At 46.7% G+C, this 25,165-nt stretch carries 26 protein-coding genes; 10 read left to right on the forward strand and 16 right to left on the reverse strand.

The features are described 5' to 3' along the window. Positions 1-105 precede the first annotated feature (105 nt). Positions 106-882, reverse strand: coding sequence for a pimeloyl-ACP methyl ester esterase BioH (gene bioH, locus AB6E52_RS16460; protein WP_017063077.1), 777 nt, complete (start codon positions 880-882; stop codon positions 106-108). A gap of 93 nt (positions 883-975) precedes the next feature. On the opposite strand from bioH, the gene AB6E52_RS16465 reads away from it, so the two are divergent. The 4 genes from AB6E52_RS16465 to cysQ all read left to right on the forward strand — a co-directional run bounded on the left by AB6E52_RS16465 (position 976) and on the right by cysQ (position 4,088). Next, complete coding sequence (locus tag AB6E52_RS16465) at positions 976-1,689, forward strand: ComF family protein (protein ID WP_170962350.1); 714 nt, start codon at positions 976-978, stop codon at positions 1,687-1,689. A gap of 109 nt (positions 1,690-1,798) precedes the next feature. Continuing rightward, positions 1,799-2,383 carry a Fe-S biogenesis protein NfuA gene (gene nfuA / locus AB6E52_RS16470; protein ID WP_004741449.1) on the forward strand — a complete coding sequence of 195 codons (585 nt, stop codon included), beginning with the start codon at positions 1,799-1,801 and terminating at the stop codon, positions 2,381-2,383. Between the two features lie 289 nt (positions 2,384-2,672). Then, positions 2,673-3,224 (forward strand): ADP compounds hydrolase NudE, encoded by a 552-nt coding sequence (gene nudE / locus AB6E52_RS16475; RefSeq protein WP_017062476.1) that lies wholly within the window; start codon positions 2,673-2,675, stop codon positions 3,222-3,224. A 36-nt stretch (positions 3,225-3,260) separates the two neighbouring features. Continuing rightward, positions 3,261-4,088, forward strand: coding sequence for a 3'(2'),5'-bisphosphate nucleotidase CysQ (gene cysQ / locus AB6E52_RS16480; RefSeq protein ID WP_017062477.1), 828 nt, complete (start codon positions 3,261-3,263; stop codon positions 4,086-4,088). Between the two features lie 119 nt (positions 4,089-4,207). Here the strand turns inward: cysQ and AB6E52_RS16485 are convergent, their stop codons facing one another. The 12 genes from AB6E52_RS16485 to gspC form a co-directional block, all read right to left on the reverse strand. Further along, positions 4,208-4,987 (reverse strand): type II secretion system protein N, encoded by a 780-nt coding sequence (locus AB6E52_RS16485; protein ID WP_102320996.1) that lies wholly within the window; start codon positions 4,985-4,987, stop codon positions 4,208-4,210. 1 nt (position 4,988) lies between these two features. Continuing rightward, on the reverse strand, positions 4,989-5,477 hold the full coding sequence (locus tag AB6E52_RS16490) for a type II secretion system protein M (RefSeq protein WP_017062479.1): 489 nt from the start codon (positions 5,475-5,477) through the stop codon (positions 4,989-4,991). A gap of 20 nt (positions 5,478-5,497) precedes the next feature. Next, the gene (gspL, locus tag AB6E52_RS16495; protein WP_102320995.1) at positions 5,498-6,727 is read right to left on the reverse strand and encodes a type II secretion system protein GspL; all 1,230 of its coding nucleotides are present in this window, start codon (positions 6,725-6,727) and stop codon (positions 5,498-5,500) included. Next, positions 6,696-7,745, reverse strand: a complete 1,050-nt coding sequence (gene gspK / locus AB6E52_RS16500; protein ID WP_102320994.1) for a type II secretion system minor pseudopilin GspK — start codon at positions 7,743-7,745, stop codon at positions 6,696-6,698. The genes gspL and gspK overlap by 32 nt, the downstream gene beginning before the upstream one ends. Beyond that, positions 7,729-8,496, reverse strand: a complete 768-nt coding sequence (gene gspJ, locus AB6E52_RS16505; protein WP_065585035.1) for a type II secretion system minor pseudopilin GspJ — start codon at positions 8,494-8,496, stop codon at positions 7,729-7,731. The genes gspK and gspJ overlap by 17 nt, the downstream gene beginning before the upstream one ends. Next, positions 8,483-8,878 carry a type II secretion system minor pseudopilin GspI gene (gene gspI, locus AB6E52_RS16510; protein ID WP_048612449.1) on the reverse strand — a complete coding sequence of 132 codons (396 nt, stop codon included), beginning with the start codon at positions 8,876-8,878 and terminating at the stop codon, positions 8,483-8,485. Before gspI ends, gspJ begins: the two co-directional genes overlap by 14 nt. Further along, positions 8,865-9,458, reverse strand: a complete 594-nt coding sequence (gene gspH, locus AB6E52_RS16515) for a type II secretion system minor pseudopilin GspH (RefSeq protein ID WP_017062484.1) — start codon at positions 9,456-9,458, stop codon at positions 8,865-8,867. Before gspH ends, gspI begins: the two co-directional genes overlap by 14 nt. Before the next feature lie 78 nt (positions 9,459-9,536). Next, positions 9,537-9,980 (reverse strand): type II secretion system major pseudopilin GspG, encoded by a 444-nt coding sequence (gene gspG, locus AB6E52_RS16520; protein ID WP_017062485.1) that lies wholly within the window; start codon positions 9,978-9,980, stop codon positions 9,537-9,539. Between the two features lie 88 nt (positions 9,981-10,068). Continuing rightward, positions 10,069-11,289, reverse strand: coding sequence for a type II secretion system inner membrane protein GspF (gspF, locus tag AB6E52_RS16525; RefSeq protein ID WP_102320993.1), 1,221 nt, complete (start codon positions 11,287-11,289; stop codon positions 10,069-10,071). A 1-nt stretch (position 11,290) separates the two neighbouring features. Then, positions 11,291-12,793 (reverse strand): type II secretion system ATPase GspE, encoded by a 1,503-nt coding sequence (gspE, locus tag AB6E52_RS16530; RefSeq protein WP_102320992.1) that lies wholly within the window; start codon positions 12,791-12,793, stop codon positions 11,291-11,293. Next, a complete protein-coding gene (gene gspD / locus AB6E52_RS16535) occupies positions 12,793-14,817 on the reverse strand; it encodes a type II secretion system secretin GspD (protein ID WP_102320991.1) in 2,025 nt (674 codons plus the stop codon). Before gspD ends, gspE begins: the two co-directional genes overlap by 1 nt. A gap of 41 nt (positions 14,818-14,858) precedes the next feature. Beyond that, the gene (gene gspC / locus AB6E52_RS16540; RefSeq protein ID WP_102320990.1) at positions 14,859-15,740 is read right to left on the reverse strand and encodes a type II secretion system protein GspC; all 882 of its coding nucleotides are present in this window, start codon (positions 15,738-15,740) and stop codon (positions 14,859-14,861) included. 331 nt (positions 15,741-16,071) lie between these two features. Between gspC and hslR the strand changes: the two genes are divergently transcribed. The 4 genes from hslR to AB6E52_RS16560 all read left to right on the forward strand — a co-directional run bounded on the left by hslR (position 16,072) and on the right by AB6E52_RS16560 (position 21,458). After that, positions 16,072-16,458 carry a ribosome-associated heat shock protein Hsp15 gene (gene hslR / locus AB6E52_RS16545; protein ID WP_017062490.1) on the forward strand — a complete coding sequence of 129 codons (387 nt, stop codon included), beginning with the start codon at positions 16,072-16,074 and terminating at the stop codon, positions 16,456-16,458. Positions 16,459-16,476: 18 nt separating this feature from the next. Continuing rightward, positions 16,477-17,370 (forward strand): Hsp33 family molecular chaperone HslO, encoded by an 894-nt coding sequence (hslO, locus tag AB6E52_RS16550; RefSeq protein WP_019826486.1) that lies wholly within the window; start codon positions 16,477-16,479, stop codon positions 17,368-17,370. A gap of 337 nt (positions 17,371-17,707) precedes the next feature. Then, entirely contained in the window at positions 17,708-19,333 is a 1,626-nt protein-coding gene (gene pckA / locus AB6E52_RS16555; RefSeq protein ID WP_017062492.1) for a phosphoenolpyruvate carboxykinase (ATP), read from the forward strand. A gap of 154 nt (positions 19,334-19,487) precedes the next feature. Beyond that, positions 19,488-21,458: an AsmA family protein gene (locus AB6E52_RS16560; protein WP_102320989.1), complete on the forward strand. Its 1,971-nt coding sequence runs from the start codon at positions 19,488-19,490 to the stop codon at positions 21,456-21,458. A gap of 37 nt (positions 21,459-21,495) precedes the next feature. On the opposite strand, the gene AB6E52_RS16565 is transcribed toward AB6E52_RS16560, so the two are convergent. Genes AB6E52_RS16565 through AB6E52_RS16575 form a run of 3 tightly spaced genes read right to left on the reverse strand, consistent with a single transcriptional unit; the run spans position 21,496 to position 23,795 of the window. Further along, positions 21,496-22,431, reverse strand: coding sequence for a bifunctional GNAT family N-acetyltransferase/hotdog fold thioesterase (locus tag AB6E52_RS16565; RefSeq protein WP_048612442.1), 936 nt, complete (start codon positions 22,429-22,431; stop codon positions 21,496-21,498). A 16-nt stretch (positions 22,432-22,447) separates the two neighbouring features. Continuing rightward, the gene (gene dtd, locus AB6E52_RS16570) at positions 22,448-22,882 is read right to left on the reverse strand and encodes a D-aminoacyl-tRNA deacylase (protein ID WP_004735590.1); all 435 of its coding nucleotides are present in this window, start codon (positions 22,880-22,882) and stop codon (positions 22,448-22,450) included. Further along, complete coding sequence (locus AB6E52_RS16575; protein WP_019826491.1) at positions 22,854-23,795, reverse strand: virulence factor BrkB family protein; 942 nt, start codon at positions 23,793-23,795, stop codon at positions 22,854-22,856. Before AB6E52_RS16575 ends, dtd begins: the two co-directional genes overlap by 29 nt. A gap of 42 nt (positions 23,796-23,837) precedes the next feature. Between AB6E52_RS16575 and AB6E52_RS16580 the strand changes: the two genes are divergently transcribed. Together AB6E52_RS16580 and AB6E52_RS16585 are read left to right on the forward strand one after the other, a co-directional pair. After that, positions 23,838-24,479, forward strand: coding sequence for a DUF2959 domain-containing protein (locus AB6E52_RS16580; protein ID WP_029235101.1), 642 nt, complete (start codon positions 23,838-23,840; stop codon positions 24,477-24,479). 31 nt (positions 24,480-24,510) lie between these two features. Next, positions 24,511-25,041, forward strand: a complete 531-nt coding sequence (locus AB6E52_RS16585) for an AAA family ATPase (RefSeq protein ID WP_102320988.1) — start codon at positions 24,511-24,513, stop codon at positions 25,039-25,041. Positions 25,042-25,165 lie beyond the last annotated feature (124 nt).

Here is a 25,165-nt window from a genome sequence, read left to right on the forward strand (position 1 = left end):
AAGCTGCCTTGTTCTCAAGCCTTTTACCTACGCTATTTTTGAACACTTACTTACTGTGATTGGTATTAGCTTATATATCGACCAAGCCGGATATATATTTAGCAATTATTTTTGTGCGAAGCTGACAAGCTCACTGCAAAAGGCATCCGCTTCGGTCATAAACGGTGCATGCGAAGACTGGGTAAATATGTATTGCTCGGTATGAGGCAAGGCTGTGCCTAAGTCTTTCGCAACCTTGATTGGCACCAATCCATCTAATCGACCATACAAGCGTAGCATTGGTACTGAAATCTCAGGCAGTTGTTCACGCAGATCGACATCCGACAGCATCTTTAATCCTGCCAATAATGAGTCAGGGTTCGGCAACGGGCGAGACAGCACCGCTTGCTTGAGTTGTTTTACATCTTGCCTTGCTGAAGGGCTGCCCATGGCTTGCAATGCCATAAAGCGTTCGATGGTGGTTTGGAAATCTTCAACCAGTTGCTCGGTGAATGCGCTTAATACGTTGGGCTGAATGCCTCGCCATAACACGGGCTCTTTTGCAGCGGCGAATTTGGGAGAACTGGCGACAGTCACCAGCTTGCTCACGTAATCTGAGTGATGGAGAGCCATGTGCGTTGCGACCAAGCCTCCAAGTGACCAACCCACCCAAATCGCTTGCTTTGGTGCTTCGGCCAAAAGCTGCTGAGCAATCTCTTCAAGATCTTGAGCGTGGCAGTGCGCGCTGTGTCCATACCCTGGTAAATCGACAACATGCACTCGAAAATCAGCTTGTAATGCATTAACGGTTTGTTGCCATACCGCACCGTTCATTCCCCAGCCGTGAACCAGTACTAAATCAGGCCCTTGCCCAGAAACATGCCAATATAACGCGTCACTCATTCTCAATATTCCCTACTTTTTCCATCAGCGATAATCCGCGCTTTTCAGTATGGTGAGCAAAAGGAACACCATAACCCAAAAGCATCACGAGCTATGTTATCCGATTGGCTACAAAAACACACACCACGTCTGGTCACACCTCAATGCCACCTGTGCAAACTTGATAAACTGCCCAGTGATACACATCCTCGATGGTGTAATTCTTGTCTCAAACTCTTTCAGCCAGTACCACGCTGCCAACGATGTGGTTTAAAAACACTGCTCACAGTAGAGCAGTGCGGACAGTGCTTATCTCAACCTCCACCTTGGCATCGCCTCTACTGTGTCGGCGATTACACCTTCCCTACAGCAGGTTACATTCAGCAAATGAAGTACGCTGATAAGTTTTGGTTTGCACGTGATCTATCTAAGCTATTGGCATCACGTATCGAATATCCTGCTCCGCTGATCACCAGCGTGCCGCTGCATTGGCGTCGATATACTCATCGCGGCTTTAATCAAAGTAAGCTGCTAGCCGACTACACGGCTCAAGAGCTTGGCGTTGAAAGTGATGTGCTCTTTCGTCGAATTCGCTCAACGGCTTCACAGCAGGGGCTGACTAAATCCGTACGATTACACAATCTAAAGAGCGCTTTTGCGCTGCGAAAACAAGACGTTCAAGGAACTATCCCCTCTCACGTCGCGATAATTGATGATGTTGTAACCACCGGCAGTACTGTGTATCAATTATGCCAATTACTACTTGAAGTGGACGTTAAAAGGATTGATATTTACTGCATCTGCCGCACTCCTGAGCCCTCTGGATAAAAGCTGTGAATCACTACTTGTACAGCAATCCAACAAAAAAGGGCTGAATTACAAATCTGACAGGAGTAGAATGGCGCTAATAACCTACAAATCTACTCAGGTATTCGTCGTGTCAAATATTACTATTACAGAAACAGCTCAAACTCACTTTGCCAATCTGCTGTCACAGCAGCCTGAAGGTACAAACATTCGTGTGTTCGTGGTAAACCCAGGCACACAAAACGCTGAGTGTGGTGTTTCTTACTGCCCAACAGATGCTATCGAAGCGTCTGACACAGAGCTTAAATTCGAAGCTTTCTCTGCATACGTAGATGAGCTAAGCCTACCGTTCCTAGATGAAGCTGAAATTGACTTCGTTACTGACAAAATGGGCTCTCAGCTAACGCTTAAAGCACCAAACGCTAAGATGCGTAAAGTCGCAGACGATGCACCACTTCTAGAACGTGTTGAATACGCAATTCAAACACAAGTTAACCCACAACTTGCTGGTCACGGCGGTCACGTTAGCTTGGTAGAAATCACTGAAGACGGCGCAGCTATTGTAGCATTCGGTGGTGGTTGTAACGGTTGTTCTATGGTTGATGTAACGCTAAAAGAAGGCATCGAGAAAGAACTTCTTCAACAGTTTGAAGGTGAACTGACTGCTGTTCGTGATGCAACTGAGCACGATCGTGGTGAGCACTCTTACTACTAATCACTGATTTAGTGTTAGTTGTTATTTGAAAGGTTGATGCGCAAGCATCAACCTTTTTTGTTATGTGGATAAGCAAGTTAGGACTATCGCGTTCTCTCTATACTCTTTTGCTATACAACCATATTTTCACCTCGTTACCATCTTGAGTAAGGTATTCAAGTGATCGTAATCGATTCCTGCTTCAATAATTTTCGGATATGAAAACTCGGATCTAGGAACTCAAGGTCATTTCCCCTATATTAGAATGACTTTATAAGAAAGAATTCCAATGAGCTAAGGAGCGAGCGCAATGACGAAAAGGACCAAGCCAGAGATTTTGGCTAAACAAACTGTCGCTCAATCAAGACTATTCTCTATCGAGTCTCTCGACTTACGCTTTTCAAACGGCGAAGAGCGCACTTACGAACGCATGAAGCCCAGCGGGCGCAACGCAGTGATGATGGTTCCTATTACTGAGCAAGGCGATATTCTATTAGTACGTGAATATGCAGCGGGAACTGAACGCTACGAACTTGGCTTTCCAAAAGGGCTGATTGATCCAGGTGAGCAGCCAAACGAAGCCGCCGTTCGCGAACTCAAAGAAGAGATAGGCTTCGGTGCCAACAAGCTTACTCCGCTGAAGGAAGTGATCCTTGCACCCTCTTACTTCTCTAGCAAAATGACGCTGTTTATTGCAGAAGACCTCTACCCAGAAAAGCTAGAAGGTGATGAGCCAGAGCCTCTCGATATTGTGCGCTGGCCACTTGCTCAAGCCGAAGAACTGTTAACACATCTCGATTTCTGTGAGGCTCGGAGTATTACAGCCCTGCTTTTAAGCCTTCGTGTATTAAACAATAACTAGAACATTCAGGCTCGCTCTAAGAGTAAGAGAACATTTATGCCAATAACAAAAGATTTGTCTCACCTCCTACCCTCTGTCATTGAGATTGCTCGCTCTGCTGGTCAACTCATCTTAGAGATCTACGAGAAAAAGGATTACGAAGAGTTCATTAAGAGTGATGACACTCCAGTAACCAGTGCCGATCTTGCAGCACATAAGCTGATATTAAAAAAACTCAGTGAATTGACGCCTGATATTCCCGTATTATCCGAAGAAGACGCCGACATCAGCCTAGAGCAACGCTCTCAATGGGATCGCTACTGGTTAGTTGACCCACTGGACGGCACCCAGGAGTTCATCGCACGAAGTGGTGATTTCGCGACAATTATCGCCCTAATCGAGCATAACAAGCCAGTGATGGGCGTGGTATACGCACCCGTTTCAGGTGTGAGCTATTACGCTTACAGTGGCAAAGGCGCTTGGAAGATCCCAGACCTTAATGACAGCGTGAAAATCAAAACGCATCGTCACGAGCTGCCAAACCAGTCAATCGCCATGGCGATCAGCCGTCGCCAGGACATCAATCGCATCACTAGCCGTATGAGCTCAGCATGGAATTATGATTTGGTTCCTCTAGGCTCAGCAGCGCTTAAGGCCTGTTTAGTCGCAGAAGGCGCTGTGGATTGTTATCTGCGCCTTGGACCAACCGGAGAGTGGGATACCGCCGCAACGCAGTGCATTGTTGAAGAAGCTGGCGGACGTATCTTAAGTACTCAACTAGAACCGCTTTCGTACAATGAAAGAGAAACGCTAGAAAACCCGAACTTCATTGTACTCGGTGATGCAGATTTACCGTGGGTAGAAATTTTGCAAGGCAAAGACTAGGCGAGTTTGCTCCCTTTAACTGTCAGATATCCTCTAGATTCTCAGAACAAACAAAACGGGCACCTCAGTGAGGTGCCCGTTTTTTATATCTCGTAATTTAGTGACCCTTAGCCGTTTAGCTAAAAACGACCTTGATAAGTAAACTGGTACTTACCTTGGCTATCAGGATTACCCAACCATTTAAGCTGATTTTGCATCGTTGGCGGGAATTCAACACCCGGTTTAAACCACGCTGCAGATGTGTAGCGCTGGTTAGATGTTAGACTCGCTGAGAACTCACTGTCTACTTGAGTGCTCTTCTGAACGCCTTTGGCTGCAATTGTACTGTCTTCACAGGTTATGTCCGCAATCACAGGACCAAGGTCTAATGAACCAACAGGTGAATCGACTGCAGCACCAGACCAAGCCACAGTACCTTCACCAGACTGACACCAAGGTTGAGCATGAACCGCATGCTTGATCGTCAGCTCAACCTTTCCACCAATTGAAACCGGGACTGGAATGGCTGGGGCGTATTTCATCACGTTCATAGCAGGCATTGAGGCCACTAAGTTCTCTGCATACGCGCCACTCATGCTGTACCCGACACGCCCTTTACCTGACAAGTTCATGTCGCTGTTACGACCAAAACGAACCGCCAGTTCTGCTTTGGCTTGAAATAGCTTAGAAAACTGGAAGTCCCACTGCACTGAACCGTAATTAACACGCTGCCAGGCGATATTATTGGCGCTGCCCTGCCAAACCGTTCCTTCAACACCTTCAATATTCAAGCCACGCACAGCCGGTGCATGTTTGAGTACAAAAGAGGCCGGTAGATGCAGCAACAAGCTGACCGAGAAAAAGACGATAAAGATGCTACTGAAGAGCAGGCCATACTTAAAAGATAAACCGCGTTTCACATTAACCTCGTTTAAACTGTAGTCGGTTGACCTCAATAACCCCTGGGTTATCGGAGCGATCAATGTCCATAAACTCTACTTCGACACCCTGCTTCTCTTTCAAGTATGTCAGCCAATCTAAGAACTGATTAAAAGGCACAGGTTTCACCCACACTTGCAACATTTCGCCACGTGGTTGCACGCGTATTAGCTCGATATTAAAGCGACGCATAGAAGCTGGTACAGATTGATTCAGAGGTTGACTGGCACTAATGCCGCCACTGCCTCGTAGTTCAACCACTTCATTGGCTTTATTGGTTACCCAAGCCAGTAGTTGCTTCTCGCTTTGAATGCGGGTCTGCGCAAGTTCAGCTCGCTGACTGAGTGGCTGGATTAGCCCCCAATAAACGACACCGACCACCAATAAAATTGAGCAACCAATCACTAATCGTTGCTCTCTTTGACTTATTGAAGTCCACCACGCTTGGAGTGGCTCAATCATATTTCTCATCACTGATCTCCTTACGCAGTTTATTGACGGGGTTTAAGGGTAAAGCTACCAAATACGGCATCACCATTACGATTCAATGGCCCTTGCTCAACGGTAAACTTCTCTTCAAGTTTCACTCGCGCAGTCTCGAAATATTGGAAGTCAGTACTTTTCGCTTCCAATCTCACCTCTGAGCGGTTGCCGTCGTAGCGAATACTATTCACTTCGATGGCTTTCACTTGTCCTAAAGTTTCTGGCAGTAACGCTAGCCATCCAAGTAAGGAATCACCATCACCCGAGCCACCATACTTCTTAGCTTCGTCGTTCATCTGGCGCTTAAGGTAGCTGACCGTCGGAATACGTTGCTTGCCCGGAAGTACGCTTCTAAAAATACGTTCACTCTCCGTTCGGTACGCTTCGGCTTGTGCTTCGTACTGCTGAACCTTTAAGGCTTGCTGAGTGACGATCACCGCCACCAGCAAACAAGCTGCGATCGCTACTTTTTGCCATACACGCCAGTACTTACTGAATGAAGATTTGGTTTTAAAGGTGCCCGTCAGTAAGTTTACGCCACTTGTAATGGCTTGTTGGCTCAGTAAAGACATCACCAGTTCAGCAGGTTTAGCTTGCCACTCAATGCCACTTTGCAGTTGAACGTCATCACTTGGCAGTGCGGTGTAGCTAAAAATCGTTGGTGATTGCTCTTCGTCATCTAAGGCAACCCAATCGCTTTGTAAGAACATCGCTAGCCACGCCTCATTGATCGACACTGCTTGATAGTTGCTTTGACGCAATAACCAATGTTGGTCGATCTGCAGCGCACTGATGCCCTGATCTTCTAAAGGCAACGCTAAGGTATCAGGCAATACTTTACGAAAGATAATGTTCGCTTCGCGGAAAGTATCCAGCGCCTGCTTAAGCCAATCACGTTCCACACCACACACTGTCGCGTGCGTTGCGTCTTTCTCTAAAATAGTCAGGTGTAAGTCTTCGATATCTTGTGCGACTTCGTCTTCTAATAAAAACGGCAGCATAGAATCGAACTGGCGAGCAGCACCTTTCGGGATCTCAACACGCTTAATTAAGCATTCATTTCCCGGCAATAAAGCGATACAGCTACGCTTTTCAGCGTAAGGCGTTAACTCATCCAGCTGCTCCCAGCTAGACAGTTCGCCACTTGCTATCACTTCTTGTTGGCTTGTCGACCAAACTAACCACTGCACAGGGCTTTGTGGTTCGCTACTCAGTCGAACGGTCAGAAACTCGCTCACTGATTCCTCCAAAACGACGGCGTACTACCGTCACTGTTTCTCGATTACTACTATAGAAAAGCGTCCGTATACGTACACGTGACTGCTCAACTAATACCTCTGCATCTAGCTCAAAATAGGCGCTATCTACAGTTAAATATGCTTTCGCTTTTTTGCTGACTTCGGCACTCACACCCACAATAGCAGGCTCAGCCATAAACGCATCCACCGTATCCCAACCATCGAATGGGCGTTTGTCTATCAGCTGTTTGGCATCCGATTCACTTAAGCCGGGGGCAAACATCGCTTCCAATAACGGCGCCAGCTTTTCCGTAAGAGTATTCACATTCAAACGGAAATCGTCGCTCGGCAGAGCACAAACAAAGGGGCGAACCTTATTCATCACCTCACCAGTGACTTGATAAACCGAGCGTAGCTCGGACTCATCGGCCATTAAGCCATTCGCTGCCAAATAAGATGGCTTCATCGCCTCATAAGTACTGTCTTCTACACCAGCTGAAGAGGTGGTTCGGGTATCACTATCAACAAATTCCCAGCTTGAATGTGCAATAACCTCGGCCTGATAAGGCTCAACATCTTGGTTTTCCAACAAGGTTTGCCAAACCGTAATTAAATAAGGTGTTTGGTTACTTGAAGTCGTCGCCACACCAGCCAACGCATTGAGATTAAAACATGCCTGAGCATCAACAATACGGCCTTTAACTTGACCATAATCCAACGGGTATACCTGTTCTTCTAACGCCCATGGTTGACTCAAGTTGACGGTATCACTGTCTTTGTAGCTTTGCCTAATGCCGTCTTGCACCAGCGCTTCGACACCAATGCTGTACCAGTAAGCCTGTTGGTAATTCAGTTGATTGCCCACGCGCTTAAATTGAGTAAACAGGCGTTCCGACATACTGCCTGCGATGGTTGCCATTATCGCCAGTAGCATCAGGATAATGATCAGCGCAACACCTCGCTGCTTGCGCCCCATGGCAGACCTTGTCAGTGCAAACTTATTAGTTCGATGAGTCATTATTCCCCTCATTACTACTTGAAGAGTCACTGTTTGAAGAATCATCGGCCTGATCTAGCGTGCCACCAGGGGTGAGATAAATACGCTCTATCTCACCATAATCTTTCAAGGTTAGCTTTAACCTTACCGCTTTCGGTAGCGATTTGTCGGCTTGCCACTCTTTCCCCCAGCGGCTTCCGTCATAAAACTCGAATTCCAAGCTTTCAACATCATCAAGCAAAGGCGTAATCACACCTTCTTGTCCTGCAGGAGTATCGGGGTAGCGCCACCACACACGCTCAAGCGTTTCTTCTTTAATGCGGTAACCCACTTTGGTGACTTCTCCGCGAGGAAACTGCTGCTGTGGGTTATGCCAGCCAAGGCGAGTAAACATGATGCCAACGCTGTCGGAATCCAGTAAATACTCTTTAATTAAGATCAGCTTAGATGATGCTTCTTCACCGTTGGTACGAAATTGTCGCACCGCCATCTGGCGAAAATCATTATCTAAAATGACTAAGCTACGTTGCAGTTGATTTAAACGAGCACTGCGCTCGATTGAAAGCTCGTTGCTGCGCTGAACCTGATTTACTACCTGATAAGCCGCCATGCTTAACGTGGCAAAGATAGCGATCGAGACCAAAACCTCAATTAAGGTAAAGCCTCTCCCTTTCGAAGATAGTCCTTGTTTACGAGGCACACGCTTATTGGCGGACATGCTCTTACTTAGCGACTTGCTCTTAGCTAACGCCACGCTTTTACTTGACCACATAGCTGCGCACCGTGACCACTGGAGAAGCTTGTTTACTGGTTGCCACACTCACATCAAACGCCTTTAATAAATCATCGCTAGTATCGATTGGCGTGACCTTCCAAAACCACTCTCTCTCGGCCAACTCTTGTGTGCCCTGCGCTTTTTTTAGCTTCTCAGGATGCAACATCACCAAAGCCATTTGATTATCAACGACCATAGCCGCGAAGGTTTTTTCTTCTAGATAACTGAGGGTATTGATGTGCTGAGTGACAGCACGAATCACACTGATCGCCGCAGTCGCAAAGATAGCGAGTGCAACCAATACCTCAAGCAGCGTCATTCCTCGAGAACCAAGGGTCATACCACGAGAACGATAAGGAGAACGGTTATTCCTCTTCATCTTCTTCTCCCGGTTCTAGCAGTCGAATCACACCATTGTCCAATACTCGAATACGCCAACCATCTTGTATGGTGTCTCCGGTATTTGGATAAAACGACAATACAAATGGCGTCATTTCAGCACTCGACAAGATGTAGATCTGTGGTGGTTTCGGCTTCTTTTCCTCTTCAAGATCAGCAAACATATCTTCATCAAACAAGCTTCCTGGGTTGAACAACCGATCATCGTCTTCCCATGCGCCACCACCTAAGGTCAGTGACAATGCGAGTTCTTCCGGTAGTTCAGTTAAAGAGGGGATTTTTTCAAAATCGACTTCTTGCCAGCCTTCAGACTTAAGCGCCATCAGTACATAGGTCGATTTCTTTTCATCAACTCGAACGCCAAAATCTAAGCCGCTCAAAATAGCCTCTTCATTGAGTAATTGAACTCGCTGATAAAAGCTTTGAGCGTATTTTTTAGCAACATCTTTGCTATTGGTAGGAATGGTCGCGATCACCGCAACCGCCGTTACTGACAGTAGTACCAACACCAAGAGAATCTCAATCAAGGTGAAACCTGGCTGTGTTTGCTTAGTTTTCACCTTTAGACTCCATCTGTTTACGTCCTACCATCAATAACGTATCAAGCATCAATAACGAATCAAACAATAAGCTGAAGCTTATTGGAAATCCTGCATGTTCCAGTTGCCGATATCCGCCGCAATACCTTCACCACCTTCTTGGCCATCAGCACCAAGAGTGAAAATATCAATAGTGCCGTTATCACCAGGGCTTAGGTATTGGTACTCGTTACCCCATGGGTCGTTTGGCAGACGCTTGATGTAGCCACCGTCGCGGTAGTTACGAGGCTCTGGGCTGCTTGGCTTAGAAACCAATGCATCAAGACCTTGATCCGTTGTTGGGTAAACGCTGTTATCCAGTTTGTACATATCTAGCGCGTTCTCTAGCGCCACAATATCAGTGATGGCTTTTTGTTGGTCAGCCTTCTCTTTGTTACCCAATAGGTTAGGTACAACAAAGCTCGCCAATACGCCAAGGATAACCACAACAACCATCACTTCTAATAGGGTAAAGCCTGATTGTTTCTTCATTCTGTTTTTCATTATTTTCTCCAAATTACAGACAGCGAGTTGAAGGTAATAATGTCCTTCTTCTCGTTAATCCAAAAACTAACGTCTTATGAGCAGTTGATTAACCACTCATCAAATTATTCATTTCAAGCATCGGCATCAGAGTCGCCATCACAATGAACAGCACTAAGCCTGCCATCAAAGCGATAAGTGCTGGCGTAAAGATACCTAACGCGATATTCACGGTCGATTCAAAGCTTTGATCCTGGTTATCTGCCGCTCTTGTTAGCATTTGCTCTAACTGACCACTCTGCTCACCACTGGCGATCATATGCAGCATCATTGGAGGGAAGAGTTTGGTTTGATCGAGCGCTTTACGCAGGCTTGCCCCTTCTCTAACACTGTCTGACGCCTGCAGTACTTGTTGCTTCACATGGTGATTCGACATTACATCAACCGCAACCTTCATCCCCTCAAGGATAGGAATCGCACTCGAGGTACAGATAGAGAGTGTTCGTGCAAAACGAGAGGTATTAATTCCTTTCGCGATCTTGCCGATCAGTGGAATGCTTAATAGCTTGCGATCCCAACTCATGCGAACACCCGGCTTTTTCAGAGCGGTCTTAATCAACACAATCACACCGATGATCAACAACAGTAATTGGATGCCCCAATTCTGGATAAATTCACTCGATGCCAATAAAAATTGTGTCGATTGAGGAAGTTCTTGGCCCATTTGGATAATCGGTTCAACGATCTTAGGTACCACGGTTGCCAGCAGGAACGAAACAATCGTCACCGCAAACACCACCAGCACCACAGGGTAGATCATCGCTTGCAGCAACTTAGAGCGCATCTTCTGACGGTTTTCTGCGTAATCAGCCAGTCGCTCCAATACCGCATCTAAGTGACCCGATTTCTCACCAGCCGCGACCATGGCTCTAAACAGTTCATCAAAGATATGTGGGTAATCAGCCAAGCTATCGGCTAGCGAATAACCTTCCGTTACCTTCGAACGAACCGCCAGTAACATGGTTCGAATACGTGGCTTTTCAGATTGCTCCGCCACGGCTTTCAAGCACTCTTCTAGCGGCATGCCTGATTGCACCAAGGTGGAAATTTGGCGAGTAATCAAAGCAAGGTCTGGCGTGCTGATACCACGCTTAAAGCTGGTCGAAGGCTGTGCACCTTTCGTCGTTTTAGCTTTAGCTTCGGTCATCTCAACCGGCATCAAGCCTTGTTCTTTTAAGCGCTGGCGAGCCTGACGAGCGTTATCCGCTTCAATCGAGCCCTTTTTGCTCTTACCCTTGGCATCCAGCGCTTTGTATTCAAATGCCGCCATACTAGACTTCCTTGGTCACACGCATCACTTCTTCTAAGGACGTTACCCCTTTCAGAACTTTGCTCAAGCCATCATCTCGAATACTTGGTGTTGTGCCACGAATTGCTTTCTCAATCGCCTGTTCGCCAGCCTCACTGTGAATCAGCTCTTGTACTGAGTCATCAATCATCAGCAGCTCATGAATACCAGTACGACCTCGATAACCCTTATGGCCACACTCTTCACAACCTTTGGCATGGTAAAGCGTCAGGCTTTCTTTCTTCTTCAACCCAAACAGTTTCTTCTGCTCTTTATCGGCTTCATAAGGTTCTTTACATTCGTTACATAAAGTACGAACCAGGCGCTGAGCCAAAACACCCAGCAGCGAAGAAGAGATCAAGAAAGGTTCGATGCCCATATCACGCAGACGCGTAATTGCACCGATTGCCGTATTGGTGTGAAGGGTCGACATCACTAAGTGACCGGTCAAAGAGGCTTGAACAGCGATCTCTGCGGTCTCTAAGTCACGTATCTCACCAATCATGACCACATCGGGATCTTGACGAAGAATCGCACGTAAACCACGCGCAAAGGTCATATCAACCTTAGGGTTCACTTGTGTTTGACCAATGCCATCGATATCGAATTCGATCGGGTCTTCAACGGTTAAAATGTTTCGTTCATTGCTGTTGAGTTCTTGCAGGCCTGCGTACAGGGTCGTCGATTTACCTGAACCTGTCGGGCCGGTCACCAAGATAATGCCGTGTGGGCGCTGAATCAGCTTACGGAAGTTTTCATGGTTTTCTGCTGTCATACCTAAACTGTGCAAGTCTAGACGAGTGGCGTTTTTGTCCAACAGACGCATTACCACACGCTCACCGTGCGAAGAAGGCATGGTTGAAACACGAACATCAACCGCTCGGCCACCAATACGCAAAGAAATACGACCATCTTGTGGCACGCGTTTTTCCGCAATATCCAATTTAGCCATAACCTTTACACGTGACACGAGCAGCGGAGCCAGTTTACGGCTCGGCGCCAACACATCACGCAGCACACCATCAATACGGAAACGGATCGACAGTGATTTCTCAAAGGTTTCGATATGAATATCCGAAGCACCCTCTTTGATCGCCTCACCCAGCATCGCATTGATTAACTTGATGATTGGTGCATCATCTTCTGATTCAAGTAAGTCTTCGTCTTGAGGCAGTTCTTCCGCTAGTGAGAAGAAATCATCACTATCAGCACCAATGTCTTCCATGAGCTGACGAGCTTCCGACGAGTCACGCTGATAAGCATCGGTCAGTTTTTTATCAAACTCATCGAGAGTAATCGCTTGTGGCGTGAAACCATTTTTCACAACACGACTCACTTCAATGATCGCCGCCGATTTCAGTGGCTCAACATAATAAAGTATCGGTGCGCGCTCTGGATGTTGATACTCCAACACCATCTTATAGCGATTCGCAAAGCTAAACGGCAAGCGCTGATAAGTACGTGCCGCCCCTACCAATTCAGCCATTATTCTGTTTCCATCTGATCAATGAAGGCTTGAAGTTCAGCCGGGTAATTCATGCTTTCGCCAAATTTAGGCAATACCGGGATGTTATCGTCTGCCATTAATTTCAGTCCTTGCTCAGCCTTGTACAACTGCTCAGCACGGATGAAGTTGTATTTACGCTGCGTGATACCATCGGCTGTCATACCATCACGAATAATGGTTGGTTTGATGAAGACCATTAGGTTCTTTTTCTCAACCTGAGTACTGGTTGATTTGAACAGGTGTCCTAGAACAGGGATATCGCCCAAGAACGGCACCTTAGATTCACTTTCCAGCGCTCGCTCGTCAATCAAGCCACCCAGCACCAGCATTTGACCGTCTTGAACAATCACTGACGTATTTAGCTGACGCTTAGCAAAACGAACATCTACTGCCCCGTTTGCGCCTAATACGTTCGATACTTCTTGTTCTATTTGCAGCTGAACTGAGTCACCTTCATTGATTTGTGGCACGACTTTTAGCTTGATACCCACTTCTTTACGTTCAACCGTTTGGAATGGGTTATCGTTACTTGAGCCTGCGGTCGAGCCAGTTAAAACAGGCACCTCTTCGCCCACAATGAACGACGCTTCGCCGTTATCCATCACGGTGATACTTGGAGAAGATAGGATATTTGAATTTGAATCGGTCGCTACTGCACTGATCAAGGCAGTCCAGTCACCCATCACTACGCTCATTGCCGCGCCATTAACGCCAGAAAGAGCAGAAGCTAACGTTGAGTAGTCACCGGATTCTGTGGTCGTTTCATTACGCAAAAAGGCGCCATTATCATCATACACTGCGGTGGTCGTTTCAGTGTCTTTCGCTTCTTCTAAACCAACCATTACGCCACCGATTGACGCACCTGTGTTGCCATACTGAATCACAGCACCAGTATCAAGGTTACCCCATTGCACACCAAGGTTAATGCCATCACCCTCTGCCATCTCGACAATTAGGGCTTCAATCAATACTTGAGCACGACGAATATCCAACTGTGCGATCACATCTTGAAGCGCATTCATGATGTCCGGTTGTGCGGTAATCACCAACGAGTTGGTATCACTGTGAGCGGAGATCATCACTTGGTTACGTTGCGATGAGCTGCCTTTGGTTGAAGATTGCTTTTCTGATTGCAGGTTGTCCGACACGCCTTTCAGCACATCGACTAAATCTTCTGCTTTGGCGTATTTAAGGTAAATTACTTGGTTGTTGCCCTTGGTTGCCATTTCCACATCAAGCTGTTCAATCAACCTTCTTAAACGGCTACGTACCTTAGGGTCACCTGAAATCAGAATCGCATTGGTACGTTCATCGGCAACTAATTTAGGTTGTAGAAATGCAGGTGTGTTTTTCGCATCAGTGGTTTTGCTTAACGCATCAACGATACGTACCATTTCTGCCGCAGAAGCATTCTTTAGCTCAACGACTTCAATCTCTTTATCACCCGCTTGGTCAACACGCTTGATGATTTCAGCTAAACGGTTTACTACCGCCGCTCGGCCTGTAATAAGGATGATGTTGGCTGGGTCGTAGTGCACAACGTTACCCGCGCCTGCATTGTCGTTTAGTTGACGAAGCAGAGGAGAAAGTTCACGCACCGAGACATTACGAACCGTCACAACACGTGTCACCACGTTGTCGCCTTTGATCGTATCACTGTCTCCAACGACTGGAATTGCCGATGTTTTCGAATCCTTGGCTTTGATGATCTTAAGAACACCCGAGTCCATTTCAACGACCGCGTAGCCATACACCTCTAATACGTTTAAGAAGAAGCTGTAATATTGCTCTTCATTGAGTACGTCATAACTGCGCACATCAATTTTCCCGCGTACCGAAGGTTCAACGATGATGGTCTTCTCTAAGTTGCGGCCAACAATATTAATAAACTCTTGAATGTCAGTGCCCTTAAAGCTGGCACTAAAATCACTCGCGATGGCTGCGGGTGTGCAGATCAAGCTTCCTGCCAATAACCATGCACTTTTCTTAAACCAATGCTTCACGTACTTCTCCTACACTTTCGTCCTTCGTTAGACGCAAAGTTTTAAAATTCAATAAACACTTCATGTTGTTGACCATCTCTCTCGACCACCAGATTTAGCTCTGTTAGTTCGGAGATAGAACGGAATATGTTGCCCATAGCAGCAGGGTCTGTCAGGTCTTGTCCATTTAACTGAGTAGCAATATCTCCGTTTTGGAGCCCTACTGAGTTAAAAAGTTCTGAATCTTTGCCAGGGCTCACACGATAACCAATCACGCTATCGTCGCGCTTCACCTGAGACAATCGAACATATTGGAAGATTTGTTGCGGATCTTTCATTATTTTCGCTTTAATTTCATCAAGCTTCTCTTCTGCTGAAGCCGGATTATTACCACGAACCGAAGAAGAGCTACGAGGTGGCGCAGGCGCTGATACGGCCAGACGCTTGTACTCAATACCTTCAAGCATCAAGGTTTCGTCTCGTCCTGAGTTATCAATGATAACGCGATCGATTAATACCGCTTTTAACTTGGCTCGAGTACCTTCAATCTCTTCATTAATTCCGTAGGTCGCTTGCGTGCCGCGATTGGCGATCACCGCTAAGCTCAGTTTTGGATTCGAGCTCGCTACTGCACCCACTAAAACGAGATTTAATCGCGTCTTAGGCGCATCTTGGATAACTTGCTGTTCAACCACAGCGGGCGTGCTTGGGTTGTAAGCACCAAACATGTTGCTCTGCTGCAAAGAAGAGATATCAAGGGTCGATTGAGGTGCTGAAGACGATGAAGCGGTTGCTGCCCAAGGCACAACGGTTTGCTCGGCAGGTTCGATAAACCATGCAAGCTGTCCTAAGATCCATGCGGAAGCTGCAATCAATACACAACAGGTCGCTAAGCTTAGTTTCTGCTGAAGTACAAATCCATTCTCTAATAAGCGGCTCAACATAGGAGAATTCCCTACGCGATTTTTGAGCTCTAAAAAGTTCACTTTCCTAGTCCCTTTTCATGACGACAAACGCTGCAAATCATTAAACTTTCAGCTTTTTTATTCATTCGTTCGATACCAAGCTTATTTAAGCAATAAGATCCTGAACTATATCATAGCAAATCGATAAATCGGCATAACATGGCTATTTTGTATTATGACTTGAAAAAAATGCTAACCGCCTCCACTTTAAGCTTCTACTTAATGTGATAAGCATCATCAAAAACATGTTGCGCACTGTTCATTACAGTTAAACCGCATTCATTTCTCACTTAATAAGGCACAGCCCTATATGAAAACTGCTAATGAAGCTGTCAGACTCGATAAATGGTTGTGGGCAGCTCGTTTTTACAAAACCCGGTCTATTGCTCGCAACATGGTCGATGGTGGCAAAGTCCACTATAATGGTCAGCGCAGCAAGCCAAGTAAAATTGTCGAACTTGGGGCTGTGATTACACTGCGCCAAGGTAATGAAGAAAAGACGGTAACGATCGAGAAAATCTCAGCCCATCGTGGTGGAGCTCCGATCGCTCAAACCCTCTATGAAGAAACCACCGAAAGCTTGGCAAAAAGAGAAGAGTTTGCACAACAGCGCAAGCTAAATGCTCATAGCCCAGCCCCAGAACGTCGCCCAGATAAAAAGCAACGTCGTGACATCATCAAGTTCAAGACTCAATAAGCTAGAAGGAATAGCCAAATGGCAGACCCAATGTCTACAAGTAATGTTTTAAATCGCTACCTATTTGAAGACCTATCAGTACGTGGTGAATTGGTACAGATGGACGAAGCGTACCAACAGATTATTTCTAGCAAGGAATATCCAGCTCCAGTACAAAAGCTGTTGGGTGAGCTACTGGTTTCAACGACGCTACTAACGGCGACCCTAAAGTTTGAAGGTTCGATCACGATGCAGCTGCAAGGTGACGGCCCAGTATCTCTAGCAGTTATCAATGGCGACCACGATCAGAAGATCCGTGGTGTTGCTCGCTTTGAAGGCGATATCGCAGACGACGCTGGTCTACACGACCTAATGGGTAAAGGTCACCTAGTGATCACCATTGATCCTAAGAAAGGTGAGCGCTACCAAGGTATCGTTGGTCTTGAAGGTGACACGCTGGCACAAGTGCTTGAAGGCTACTTCGCTAACTCTGAACAGCTTAAGACTCGTCTATGGCTGCGCACTGGTGAGCATGAAGGCAAAGCACACGCTGCAGGTATGTTGCTACAAGTAATGCCTGACGGTACTGGTACTCCAGACGACTTCGAACACCTAGAGCAACTAACAGACACCGTGAAAAACGAAGAGCTATTCACTCTAGAAGCGAACGAACTGCTTTACCGTTTGTACAACCAAGAGAAAGTACAGCTATTCACACCACAACCGGTTGAGTTCTTCTGTGGCTGTTCACGCGATCGAAGTGCAGCAGCAATCATTACTGTTGCTCAAGAAGAGATCTACGACATCCTAAGCACCGAAGGAAGCGTTGGTCTACACTGCGATTACTGTGGCACAAACTACTCGTTCGACAAGAATGATGTTGATGCACTGTACGCAGAAGCAGCAGATAAAGGCAGCAATACGGTTCATTAATTTACAGCGTACCAAAAACACGTAATTTACCCCAAAAAGGTCAGCACTCAGCTGGCCTTTTTTGTGATCAAAATAGCGCAAACTCCGTAACATCTCGTAATAAAATCACCGCTTAATTTTAATCAATTAATAATGTTCTCGCCCCTAGCGCAAAGGTTTGCGTACAGGATAGACTAGTTGGGCCAATATGTGACGAGACGCTTAAAACCCCATGGTTAATGTGGATATTTTTTGAGCTATATCCCTGTTTCCCCCGAGTCTCGTTGCTAGCATGGTGAGCAGATAACAATAAAAAATTAATACAAAATCCCTACAAAATATCCTACAAGGAGCACCTATGACCGTTATGGAACATACAAAGGCTGCACAAATTGATCTAACTAAGCACGGACTGACTGGCGTTACTGAAGTTCTTCGTAATCCTAGCTACGAGCAGTTATTCGTTGAAGAAACACTGCCAGGTTTGGAAGGCTACGAAAAAGGCGTAGTAACGGAACTAGGCTCTGTTGCGGTAGACACTGGTATCTTTACTGGCCGCTCACCAAAAGATAAGTACATTGTTAAAGATGACACGACCCGCGATACCATGTGGTGGTCAGATCAAGGCAAAAATGACAACAAACCGATTACAACTGAAGTATGGAATGAGCTGAAAGAGCTTGTGACAACTCAGCTATCTGGCAAGCGCCTGTTTGTCATCGACGGTTATTGTGGTGCTAACCCTGATACGCGCTTAAGCGTGCGTATTATCACTGAAGTAGCGTGGCAAGCGCACTTCGTTAAGAACATGTTCATTCGTCCAACTGACGAAGAGCTAGCAACGTTCGAACCTGATTTCGTGGTAATGAACGGTGCTAAAACAACTAACCCTAACTGGGAAAAGCAGGGTCTAAACTCTGAAAACTTCGTTGCTTTCAACCTAACAGAGCGCGTTCAAATCATCGGTGGTACTTGGTACGGCGGTGAGATGAAGAAAGGCATGTTCGCAATGATGAACTACCTGCTTCCTCTGCAAGGCATTGCTTCAATGCACTGTAGTGCAAACGTCGGCGAGAAAGGCGATGTAGCCATCTTCTTCGGTCTATCTGGTACAGGTAAAACTACGCTTTCAACCGATCCTAAGCGTGAGCTAATCGGTGATGATGAGCACGGTTGGGATGACGATGGTATCTTCAACTTCGAAGGTGGTTGTTACGCGAAGACGATTCGTCTATCTAAAGAAGCAGAACCTGAAATCTACAATGCAATCCGTCGTGATGCACTACTAGAAAACGTAACGGTTCGTGGTGATGGTTCTATCGATTTTGATGACGGTTCAAAAACTGAGAACACTCGTGTTTCTTACCCGATTCACCACATCGATAACATCGTAAAACCAGTATCAAAAGCCGGTCACGCTCAAAAGGTTATCTTCCTGACTGCTGATGCATTCGGTGTACTACCACCCGTTTCTAAACTGACTCCAGAGCAAACGAAGTACCACTTCCTATCTGGCTTCACTGCGAAACTAGCGGGCACTGAGCGTGGTATTACTGAGCCAACGCCAACGTTCTCTGCGGCATTTGGCGCGGCATTCCTAACTCTTCACCCAACTCAGTACGCTGAAGTGCTAGTGAAGCGTATGGAAGCGGCTGGCGCTGAAGCTTACCTAGTGAACACAGGTTGGAACGGTACTGGTAAACGTATCTCTATCCAAGATACTCGCGGCATCATCGACGCTATCCTAGATGGCTCAATCGACAACGCTGAAACTAAGGTTATCCCTATGTTTAACCTAGAAGTACCGCTAGCGCTGCACGATGTTGACCCAGCGATCCTTGACCCACGCGATACGTACACTGACCCTCTACAATGGGAAAGCAAAGCGAAAGATCTAGCAGAACGCTTCATCAACAACTTTGATAAGTACACAGACAACGCTGAAGGTAAATCACTGGTTGCGGCTGGCCCTCAACTGGACTAACCCAATCATCTGCTCGGGCTTAGCCAAAAGCGAACGCCCAATTTAAAGTGATATTTTTGTAGCAAGCCCCTCTTTTGAGGGGCTTTTTTGTTGCTGCTTGCCCCTTTTTGTTCCACTCTGTTTTGAGACTATTGAAATTTAAGGCTTTCAGGGAATGAAAAAGGTATTCATGGTGTTCGGTATTGTGTTGGCTATCGCCGTTGCAACTATCGCAGCGTTGCTACTAAGCCTGCAGACTCAATACCGTGCGGATGTTGCTAACTTTTTTATCAAGCATACGATTGAACAACCTGTACTCATTGAAGATGTTGAGTATCAGGCGCCTTATCACATCACCTTAATGGGCATTACCCAAAACCAACCAGAAAAGCAGACCCCTCTGTATATCGACAAGATCGATCTTTGGTTCAGCCCCAGCTCGATGACAGAAACCAAACTGGTCTTTGACTCTGTTTTGATCAGTGGCCTGCAGTTAGAGGCAGACGATCTAAAAACACTGACTTCTTTATTTACCCAACCAAACATAAAGCTCCACCAGCTGGCCATCAACAATCTCGACTTTTCGACGCCAGAGTTTAATGCGCGAGGCATCGACCTGCAGATCTCCGACCCAACGTGGAACAACGACAACTCGCTGCTACCTTATGGAAAAACCCAACTTTCTGCCTCACAGCTGTATTGGCAAGGTGAAGCATTCGATAATCTGTTGATTGACCTGGACCTCAAGCCGAGTGACAGCACCCTTTATGGTGCTTCGTTTGACTGGCGTGGCGCCAAGATTTCCGGACAAGCAGAGCAGTATCAACAAGATTGGTCGTTGGTGAATGTGACCGTCGATGGCTTACGACTCAATCAGAAACAGACCCAAAACCTACTAAGCAAAGAATGGGATGTGGCAGGTATTCAGATCAATCACATCAATAGCTTAGATATTCTACGTAGTGACGTAGAGTGGCAAGATGGCCACCTCGCAGCCTTTGATGCCTCATTAGAAAATATCCAACTGCCTTTTGAAATCTGGAAACAACAGAAAGCCATTTTTTCTCTACAGGCAGAAGGAGTGACCATTGATGATGACATGTTCATCGAGCCAAGCCTCAAGCTCAACCTAGAAGCAAACCGGATTCTGATTGAGGATTTCTATACTCAATTCCTGCAGGGCACTGTTCAGCTCAATGGCGAAGTCGCCCCTAGCAGCATTCAATTGGCGCAGCTCGACCTGCAAGGCATCAAGTGGATTACCGAAAACCAAGATAGCCCTCTACCGGCCGCTCGCCTATTGCCTTGGCTCACACAGCTCCAGAACGTCGAGATTAACCGACTTAATATAGAACGCAGCCAACTTATCCAACTCGCACAACAACCTTACTGGCAGGTCTCTGGATTACATGTCGAGGGGCATCACGTTCAACTGCTGCAAGATAGAAAACTGGGCCTGTGGCAAGGGAAGCTGATGGCGAGCGCTAATGATGCCAGCTACCAAAATATTCTCAGCGCACAGCCTGTGGTTGAGATGAATAGCGAACAAGGGAAATGGACGCTGACACGTCTGTTTGCACCACTCAGGAATGGCTACATTGAAGCCAATGCAACACTCGACTTTAACCAAATCAGCAAGCCATGGAGCTTAGATATTTCTGCCGATGGGCTACCGATAGCGCCTATGCTGCAGCGACTTGAATTACCACTCGATGCAACCGGTTATGGCGAGTTTGAACTTCAAGCCGCAGGTTTATATGGCGACTCTCTGATGCTCGGTTACTCAACCACAGGGCAACTCACTGGCAGCGTTCGCCAGGGTGTGATGACCTTTAATGACAAGCTTTCTGAAACATCGACTGATAACGTGTTTGAAATTCCAGAGCTTAATGCGCATTTTGACCGTGGGCGCTTCACTCTCGAACCGATGCACATTATTGGTGCATCAGCAGCAGAGCAAGGCGAACAAAGGGTTCAAACGCTCAATGGCGAGGCTTCTGGAGAACTCGACTTGCTTAAAGCTGAGCAACACACCCTCTCGATTACCCTATCGGACCCATGTCATCAAATCTCAGGAAAGCTCACCCAAGCTGAGTATTCGGAGATTAACGACTGCCAACAAAAAAGTGCCACTCCTCAGGAGTAGCGCTTTCAGTCAATATCGACAGCATTACCGGTGTTAGCTATTCGCTCACATTGGTATCTGTCGAGAGTACCTTTTTGTAGTCTGGGATCAGCATATAGGTTCCCGTAAACTCTACCGCTTCCACATCGCCGCTATGAATGGTCACGTGAATGATGATACGTGCCTTTCTTCCTGACGCAAGGCGATCCAAGTCGCCACTGATCCCATCCAATGAAGTAGAGGCAACAGGGTTTTGCTCAACCGGGTGACGATAACGAATATTACTGTCTGCCAGCACGATATCACCGGTCAGTCCGCGTTCTTTCATCAATAACCAAGTCATCCCCCAACCAGTTAAGGTCGCTAAGGTAAAGGCAGAGCCTGCAAACATGGTATTATGCGGGTTCAAGTTGGGATTCAGCTGAGCACTACACTCAAATTGGTAACCCGTGTATTGGTTGATCTTGATGCCCATCTTGTCACTGATCGGGATCTGATGTTCCCAGCGCTGCTGAAGCTCATTACACCACTCAGGCTTGCGTAGAACGTCTGCCATTGGGTCAAGATGCTTAACCATCTGTTGGTGACGCACAGGGCCACGTTGATCATTAATCTCACCGCGACGTTCAAATTCATTCTTCTCATAGAATGAGATCGCATCTTCACGTGCATTACACACTAAGCGCTTAGCACCCTCTTGGCGAGCCAATGACTCAAGTGCGACTAGAATCAACGAACCCATGCCTTTACTTTGGCGAGATTTCTTCACCGCCATATAGCGGATCTGACCTTCCAGATCTGGGGTGATATACAGACGACCAATCGCCATCGGACGACCACGGCCATCAACAATCATACGATGGTGACTCATTGGGTCATATTCATCGCGCTCAGAACCTACCGGCATTCGCCAAGGTTCACGGAGCATCTGCCAACGAAAATGATAATACTTGTTTAGCTGATTTTCGGTGGTCGGTGTTATGAGTTTAAACATGCTTATTCCTTTAAGCCTAAACCTGCAGCCAGAATGTCACTGGGCCATCATTAACCAAAGACACTTTCATGTCGGCTGCGAATCGGCCACGTTCCGTTGGCAACACTGATTCACACTGGTCAGAGAAATAGTTGTAAAGACGCTCAGCATCTTCTGGGTGAGCACCACGAGAGAACCCTGCTCGAGTCCCTTTCTTGGTATCGGCCGGCAGAGTGAATTGAGACACCACTAATACCTTACCTTCTACCTGCTTCACGTTGAGGTTCATTTTATCGTCTTCATCTCCAAAGACACGATAAGTGGTCACTCGTTCCATCAAACGTTTAGCTTTGGCTTCATCATCACCTTTTTCTACGCCTAACAGAACCAATAAGCCTTGCTCAATCTCACCAACTACTTCGCCATCAACACGGACGGCAGCTTCACTTACTCTCTGGATCAGTGCTATCACTGTTGTTTCCTTGCTCTGTGATTTTGTCTTTATCCGACGAGTGTACCATTTCTTTCGAGTCACTCCACTGTTCCTGCTCACCCAATGCAGCGGTCACCTCAGCACCCACCAGCACAATCAACCAGCACAAATAAACCCAGACAAAAAGAATTGGTATTGCCGCCAATGCGCCATAAATCAACTGGTAAGAAGGGAATTGAGTAATGTAGGCCGCGAAGCCTTTCTTACTGAGTTCGAACAACAGAGCCGCCACTAGAGAACCTGCAGCCGCATGAGAAAAGTGTATCTTTTTGTTGGGAACCAACAGGTACAGACCGAAAAACGCAAAGAAAGAGAGAATCAAAGGAAGTTTGCGAATCACGGTGTTAAAGGCGCCAGACACCACTTCGTTTTGCAACAAGCTCAATGATGTCACATAAGAAGTGGCTGCAATGCTCGCCCCAACTAAAATAGGTCCAAGCGTGAGCACCATCCAGTACATAGAGAAAGACAGCACCGCTCGTCGCTTCTCATCGACACGCCAGATGTAGTTTAAGTTCTTATCAATATTCGAGATCAGCATCAGCGCTGCAATGAATAAGAACACACTACCGACCGCCGTCATTTTTCCGGTATTGGCAACGAACTCTAACAAGGCACCGTGTACGGCATCCCCAGACGCGGGAACAAAGTTGGTAATAACGAAGTTTTGAATCACGATACCAACATCAGCAAAGATGGAGAATGACGACAAGATAGAGAGCAGAACCGTCAACATCGGTACGATCGAGAGCAAAGTAATGTACGCCAAGTAGCCCGCATTCACGTTGACTCTATCATGCGTCATTCGCGCCAAAAGATAGCGAGAAAACTGAATACTGAGTGTGGCGACCTTTTTTATCTTCAACTTGTAACTCCCTTGTAACTCGTTCATAGTCCTAATTAATATTCCGTTACTTAACTATAGGAAACTAGGATGCCTTATTTAATAGTTATAGTCCTCTCTATTTTTACTCTTACTGGATGCCAGTCAGCTTATTACTCCGCCATGGAGCAAGTGGGTTACCACAAGCGTGACATTATGGTCGATAGAGTGGAAGACGCTAAAGAGTCGCAGCAGGATGCTCAGGAAGAGTTTACCAGCGCACTTGAAGCCTTGAGTAGCCTGACTAATTTCAGTGGCGGCGACCTTGAAGACATGTACAACCAAATCAACGATAAATACCAAGACAGCGAGAAAGCCGCGCAAAATGTCAGTGACCGCATTGCTGCGATTGAAGATGTGTCGGATGCGCTGTTTGAAGAGTGGCAGAGTGAGTTAGATCTCTACACCAGTGATTCACTGCGCCGCTCGAGCGAGCAAAAGCTTCGTGAAACTAAATTGTCTTACCAAACGATGCTGTCAGCAATGAAGCGCGCCGAGAAGAAAATGGACCCCGTGCTCAATACCCTTCGCGACAACACGCTTTACTTGAAGCACAACCTCAATGCGAGCGCTGTCGGCTCGCTGCAAGGTGAGTTTATGAGCTTAGAAAAAGACATCGCCTACGCAATAGAACAGATGAATGCTGCGATCGCCGAATCGGATAAGTTCCTTGCTCAACTAAACCAGAAATAACGCCCGTAGGCACAAATAAAGATAAGCCCGTATGAACCCAATCATTATTACTGGCGGCCCTGGCGCCGGAAAAACCACACTGATAAATGCGTTGGCTGGTGCGAGTTACCCCACCTTCGCAGAGTCCTCTCGCCAGTTAATAGAACAGCAAAGTCAGCTTGAAAACGGTATCTTGCCTTGGGTAGACCTTCCCGGCTTTGCTCGCCTATGTTTAACCGTCATGAGCGAACACAAAGACCAAGCCAGTCAGCATCCTGTTGCCTTTCTCGATCGCGCTATTCCAGACATTTGTGGCTATTTGGCTCAGGCTAACCTAGAGATAGATGCGGCCTACCGAGAAGCGAGCCAAGGCTATCACTCACAAGCCCTATTCTGCCGCCCAGAGGCTTCTATCTATGTGCAAGATGAAGTGCGCCCTTATCCGTTTGAAGAAGCCTTAGAGATTCACCACGCGTTAGAAAGAGTCTACCAAGAACTTGGTTATGAGGTGGTTGAAGTGCCGTTTATGCCAGTCGAAGAACGGCTTCAATTCGTTGAGCGTTACTTAGGTATCAAAAGCTAGATCCCCAACTCGGTCGTTCCTCCCTCTTGAGGATGACGAAATCTCGTTTAACCGTATCTAAACAAACTAAAAATCGAGTAGGAGGAGGCCTCACGGCCTCCGTCCTCTCACACCACCGTACAAG

Source organism: Vibrio sp. 10N.247.311.13, from assembly GCF_041467595.1.
GTDB classification, from domain to species: Bacteria; Pseudomonadota; Gammaproteobacteria; order Enterobacterales; family Vibrionaceae; genus Vibrio; species Vibrio crassostreae_C.

Excerpts from the sequence above, each read along its gene's own strand:
- bioH (WP_017063077.1), bottom strand. The coding sequence starts at position 882 with ATGAGTGACGCGTTATATTGGCATGTTTCTGGGCAAGGGCCTGATTTA.
- AB6E52_RS16465 (WP_170962350.1), top strand. The coding sequence starts at position 976 with ATGTTATCCGATTGGCTACAAAAACACACACCACGTCTGGTCACACCT.
- nudE (WP_017062476.1), top strand. The coding sequence starts at position 2,673 with ATGACGAAAAGGACCAAGCCAGAGATTTTGGCTAAACAAACTGTCGCT.
- cysQ (WP_017062477.1), top strand. The coding sequence starts at position 3,261 with ATGCCAATAACAAAAGATTTGTCTCACCTCCTACCCTCTGTCATTGAG.
- AB6E52_RS16490 (WP_017062479.1), bottom strand. The coding sequence starts at position 5,477 with ATGAGAAATATGATTGAGCCACTCCAAGCGTGGTGGACTTCAATAAGT.
- gspK (WP_102320994.1), bottom strand. The coding sequence starts at position 7,745 with ATGACTCATCGAACTAATAAGTTTGCACTGACAAGGTCTGCCATGGGG.
- gspJ (WP_065585035.1), bottom strand. The coding sequence starts at position 8,496 with ATGTGGTCAAGTAAAAGCGTGGCGTTAGCTAAGAGCAAGTCGCTAAGT.
- gspI (WP_048612449.1), bottom strand. The coding sequence starts at position 8,878 with ATGAAGAGGAATAACCGTTCTCCTTATCGTTCTCGTGGTATGACCCTT.
- gspG (WP_017062485.1), bottom strand. The coding sequence starts at position 9,980 with ATGAAAAACAGAATGAAGAAACAATCAGGCTTTACCCTATTAGAAGTG.
- gspF (WP_102320993.1), bottom strand. The coding sequence starts at position 11,289 with ATGGCGGCATTTGAATACAAAGCGCTGGATGCCAAGGGTAAGAGCAAA.
- gspE (WP_102320992.1), bottom strand. The coding sequence starts at position 12,793 with ATGGCTGAATTGGTAGGGGCGGCACGTACTTATCAGCGCTTGCCGTTT.
- gspC (WP_102320990.1), bottom strand. The coding sequence starts at position 15,740 with ATGTTGAGCCGCTTATTAGAGAATGGATTTGTACTTCAGCAGAAACTA.
- hslR (WP_017062490.1), top strand. The coding sequence starts at position 16,072 with ATGAAAACTGCTAATGAAGCTGTCAGACTCGATAAATGGTTGTGGGCA.
- hslO (WP_019826486.1), top strand. The coding sequence starts at position 16,477 with ATGGCAGACCCAATGTCTACAAGTAATGTTTTAAATCGCTACCTATTT.
- pckA (WP_017062492.1), top strand. The coding sequence starts at position 17,708 with ATGACCGTTATGGAACATACAAAGGCTGCACAAATTGATCTAACTAAG.
- AB6E52_RS16560 (WP_102320989.1), top strand. The coding sequence starts at position 19,488 with ATGAAAAAGGTATTCATGGTGTTCGGTATTGTGTTGGCTATCGCCGTT.
- AB6E52_RS16565 (WP_048612442.1), bottom strand. The coding sequence starts at position 22,431 with ATGTTTAAACTCATAACACCGACCACCGAAAATCAGCTAAACAAGTAT.
- AB6E52_RS16575 (WP_019826491.1), bottom strand. The coding sequence starts at position 23,795 with ATGAACGAGTTACAAGGGAGTTACAAGTTGAAGATAAAAAAGGTCGCC.
- AB6E52_RS16580 (WP_029235101.1), top strand. The coding sequence starts at position 23,838 with ATGCCTTATTTAATAGTTATAGTCCTCTCTATTTTTACTCTTACTGGA.
- AB6E52_RS16585 (WP_102320988.1), top strand. The coding sequence starts at position 24,511 with ATGAACCCAATCATTATTACTGGCGGCCCTGGCGCCGGAAAAACCACA.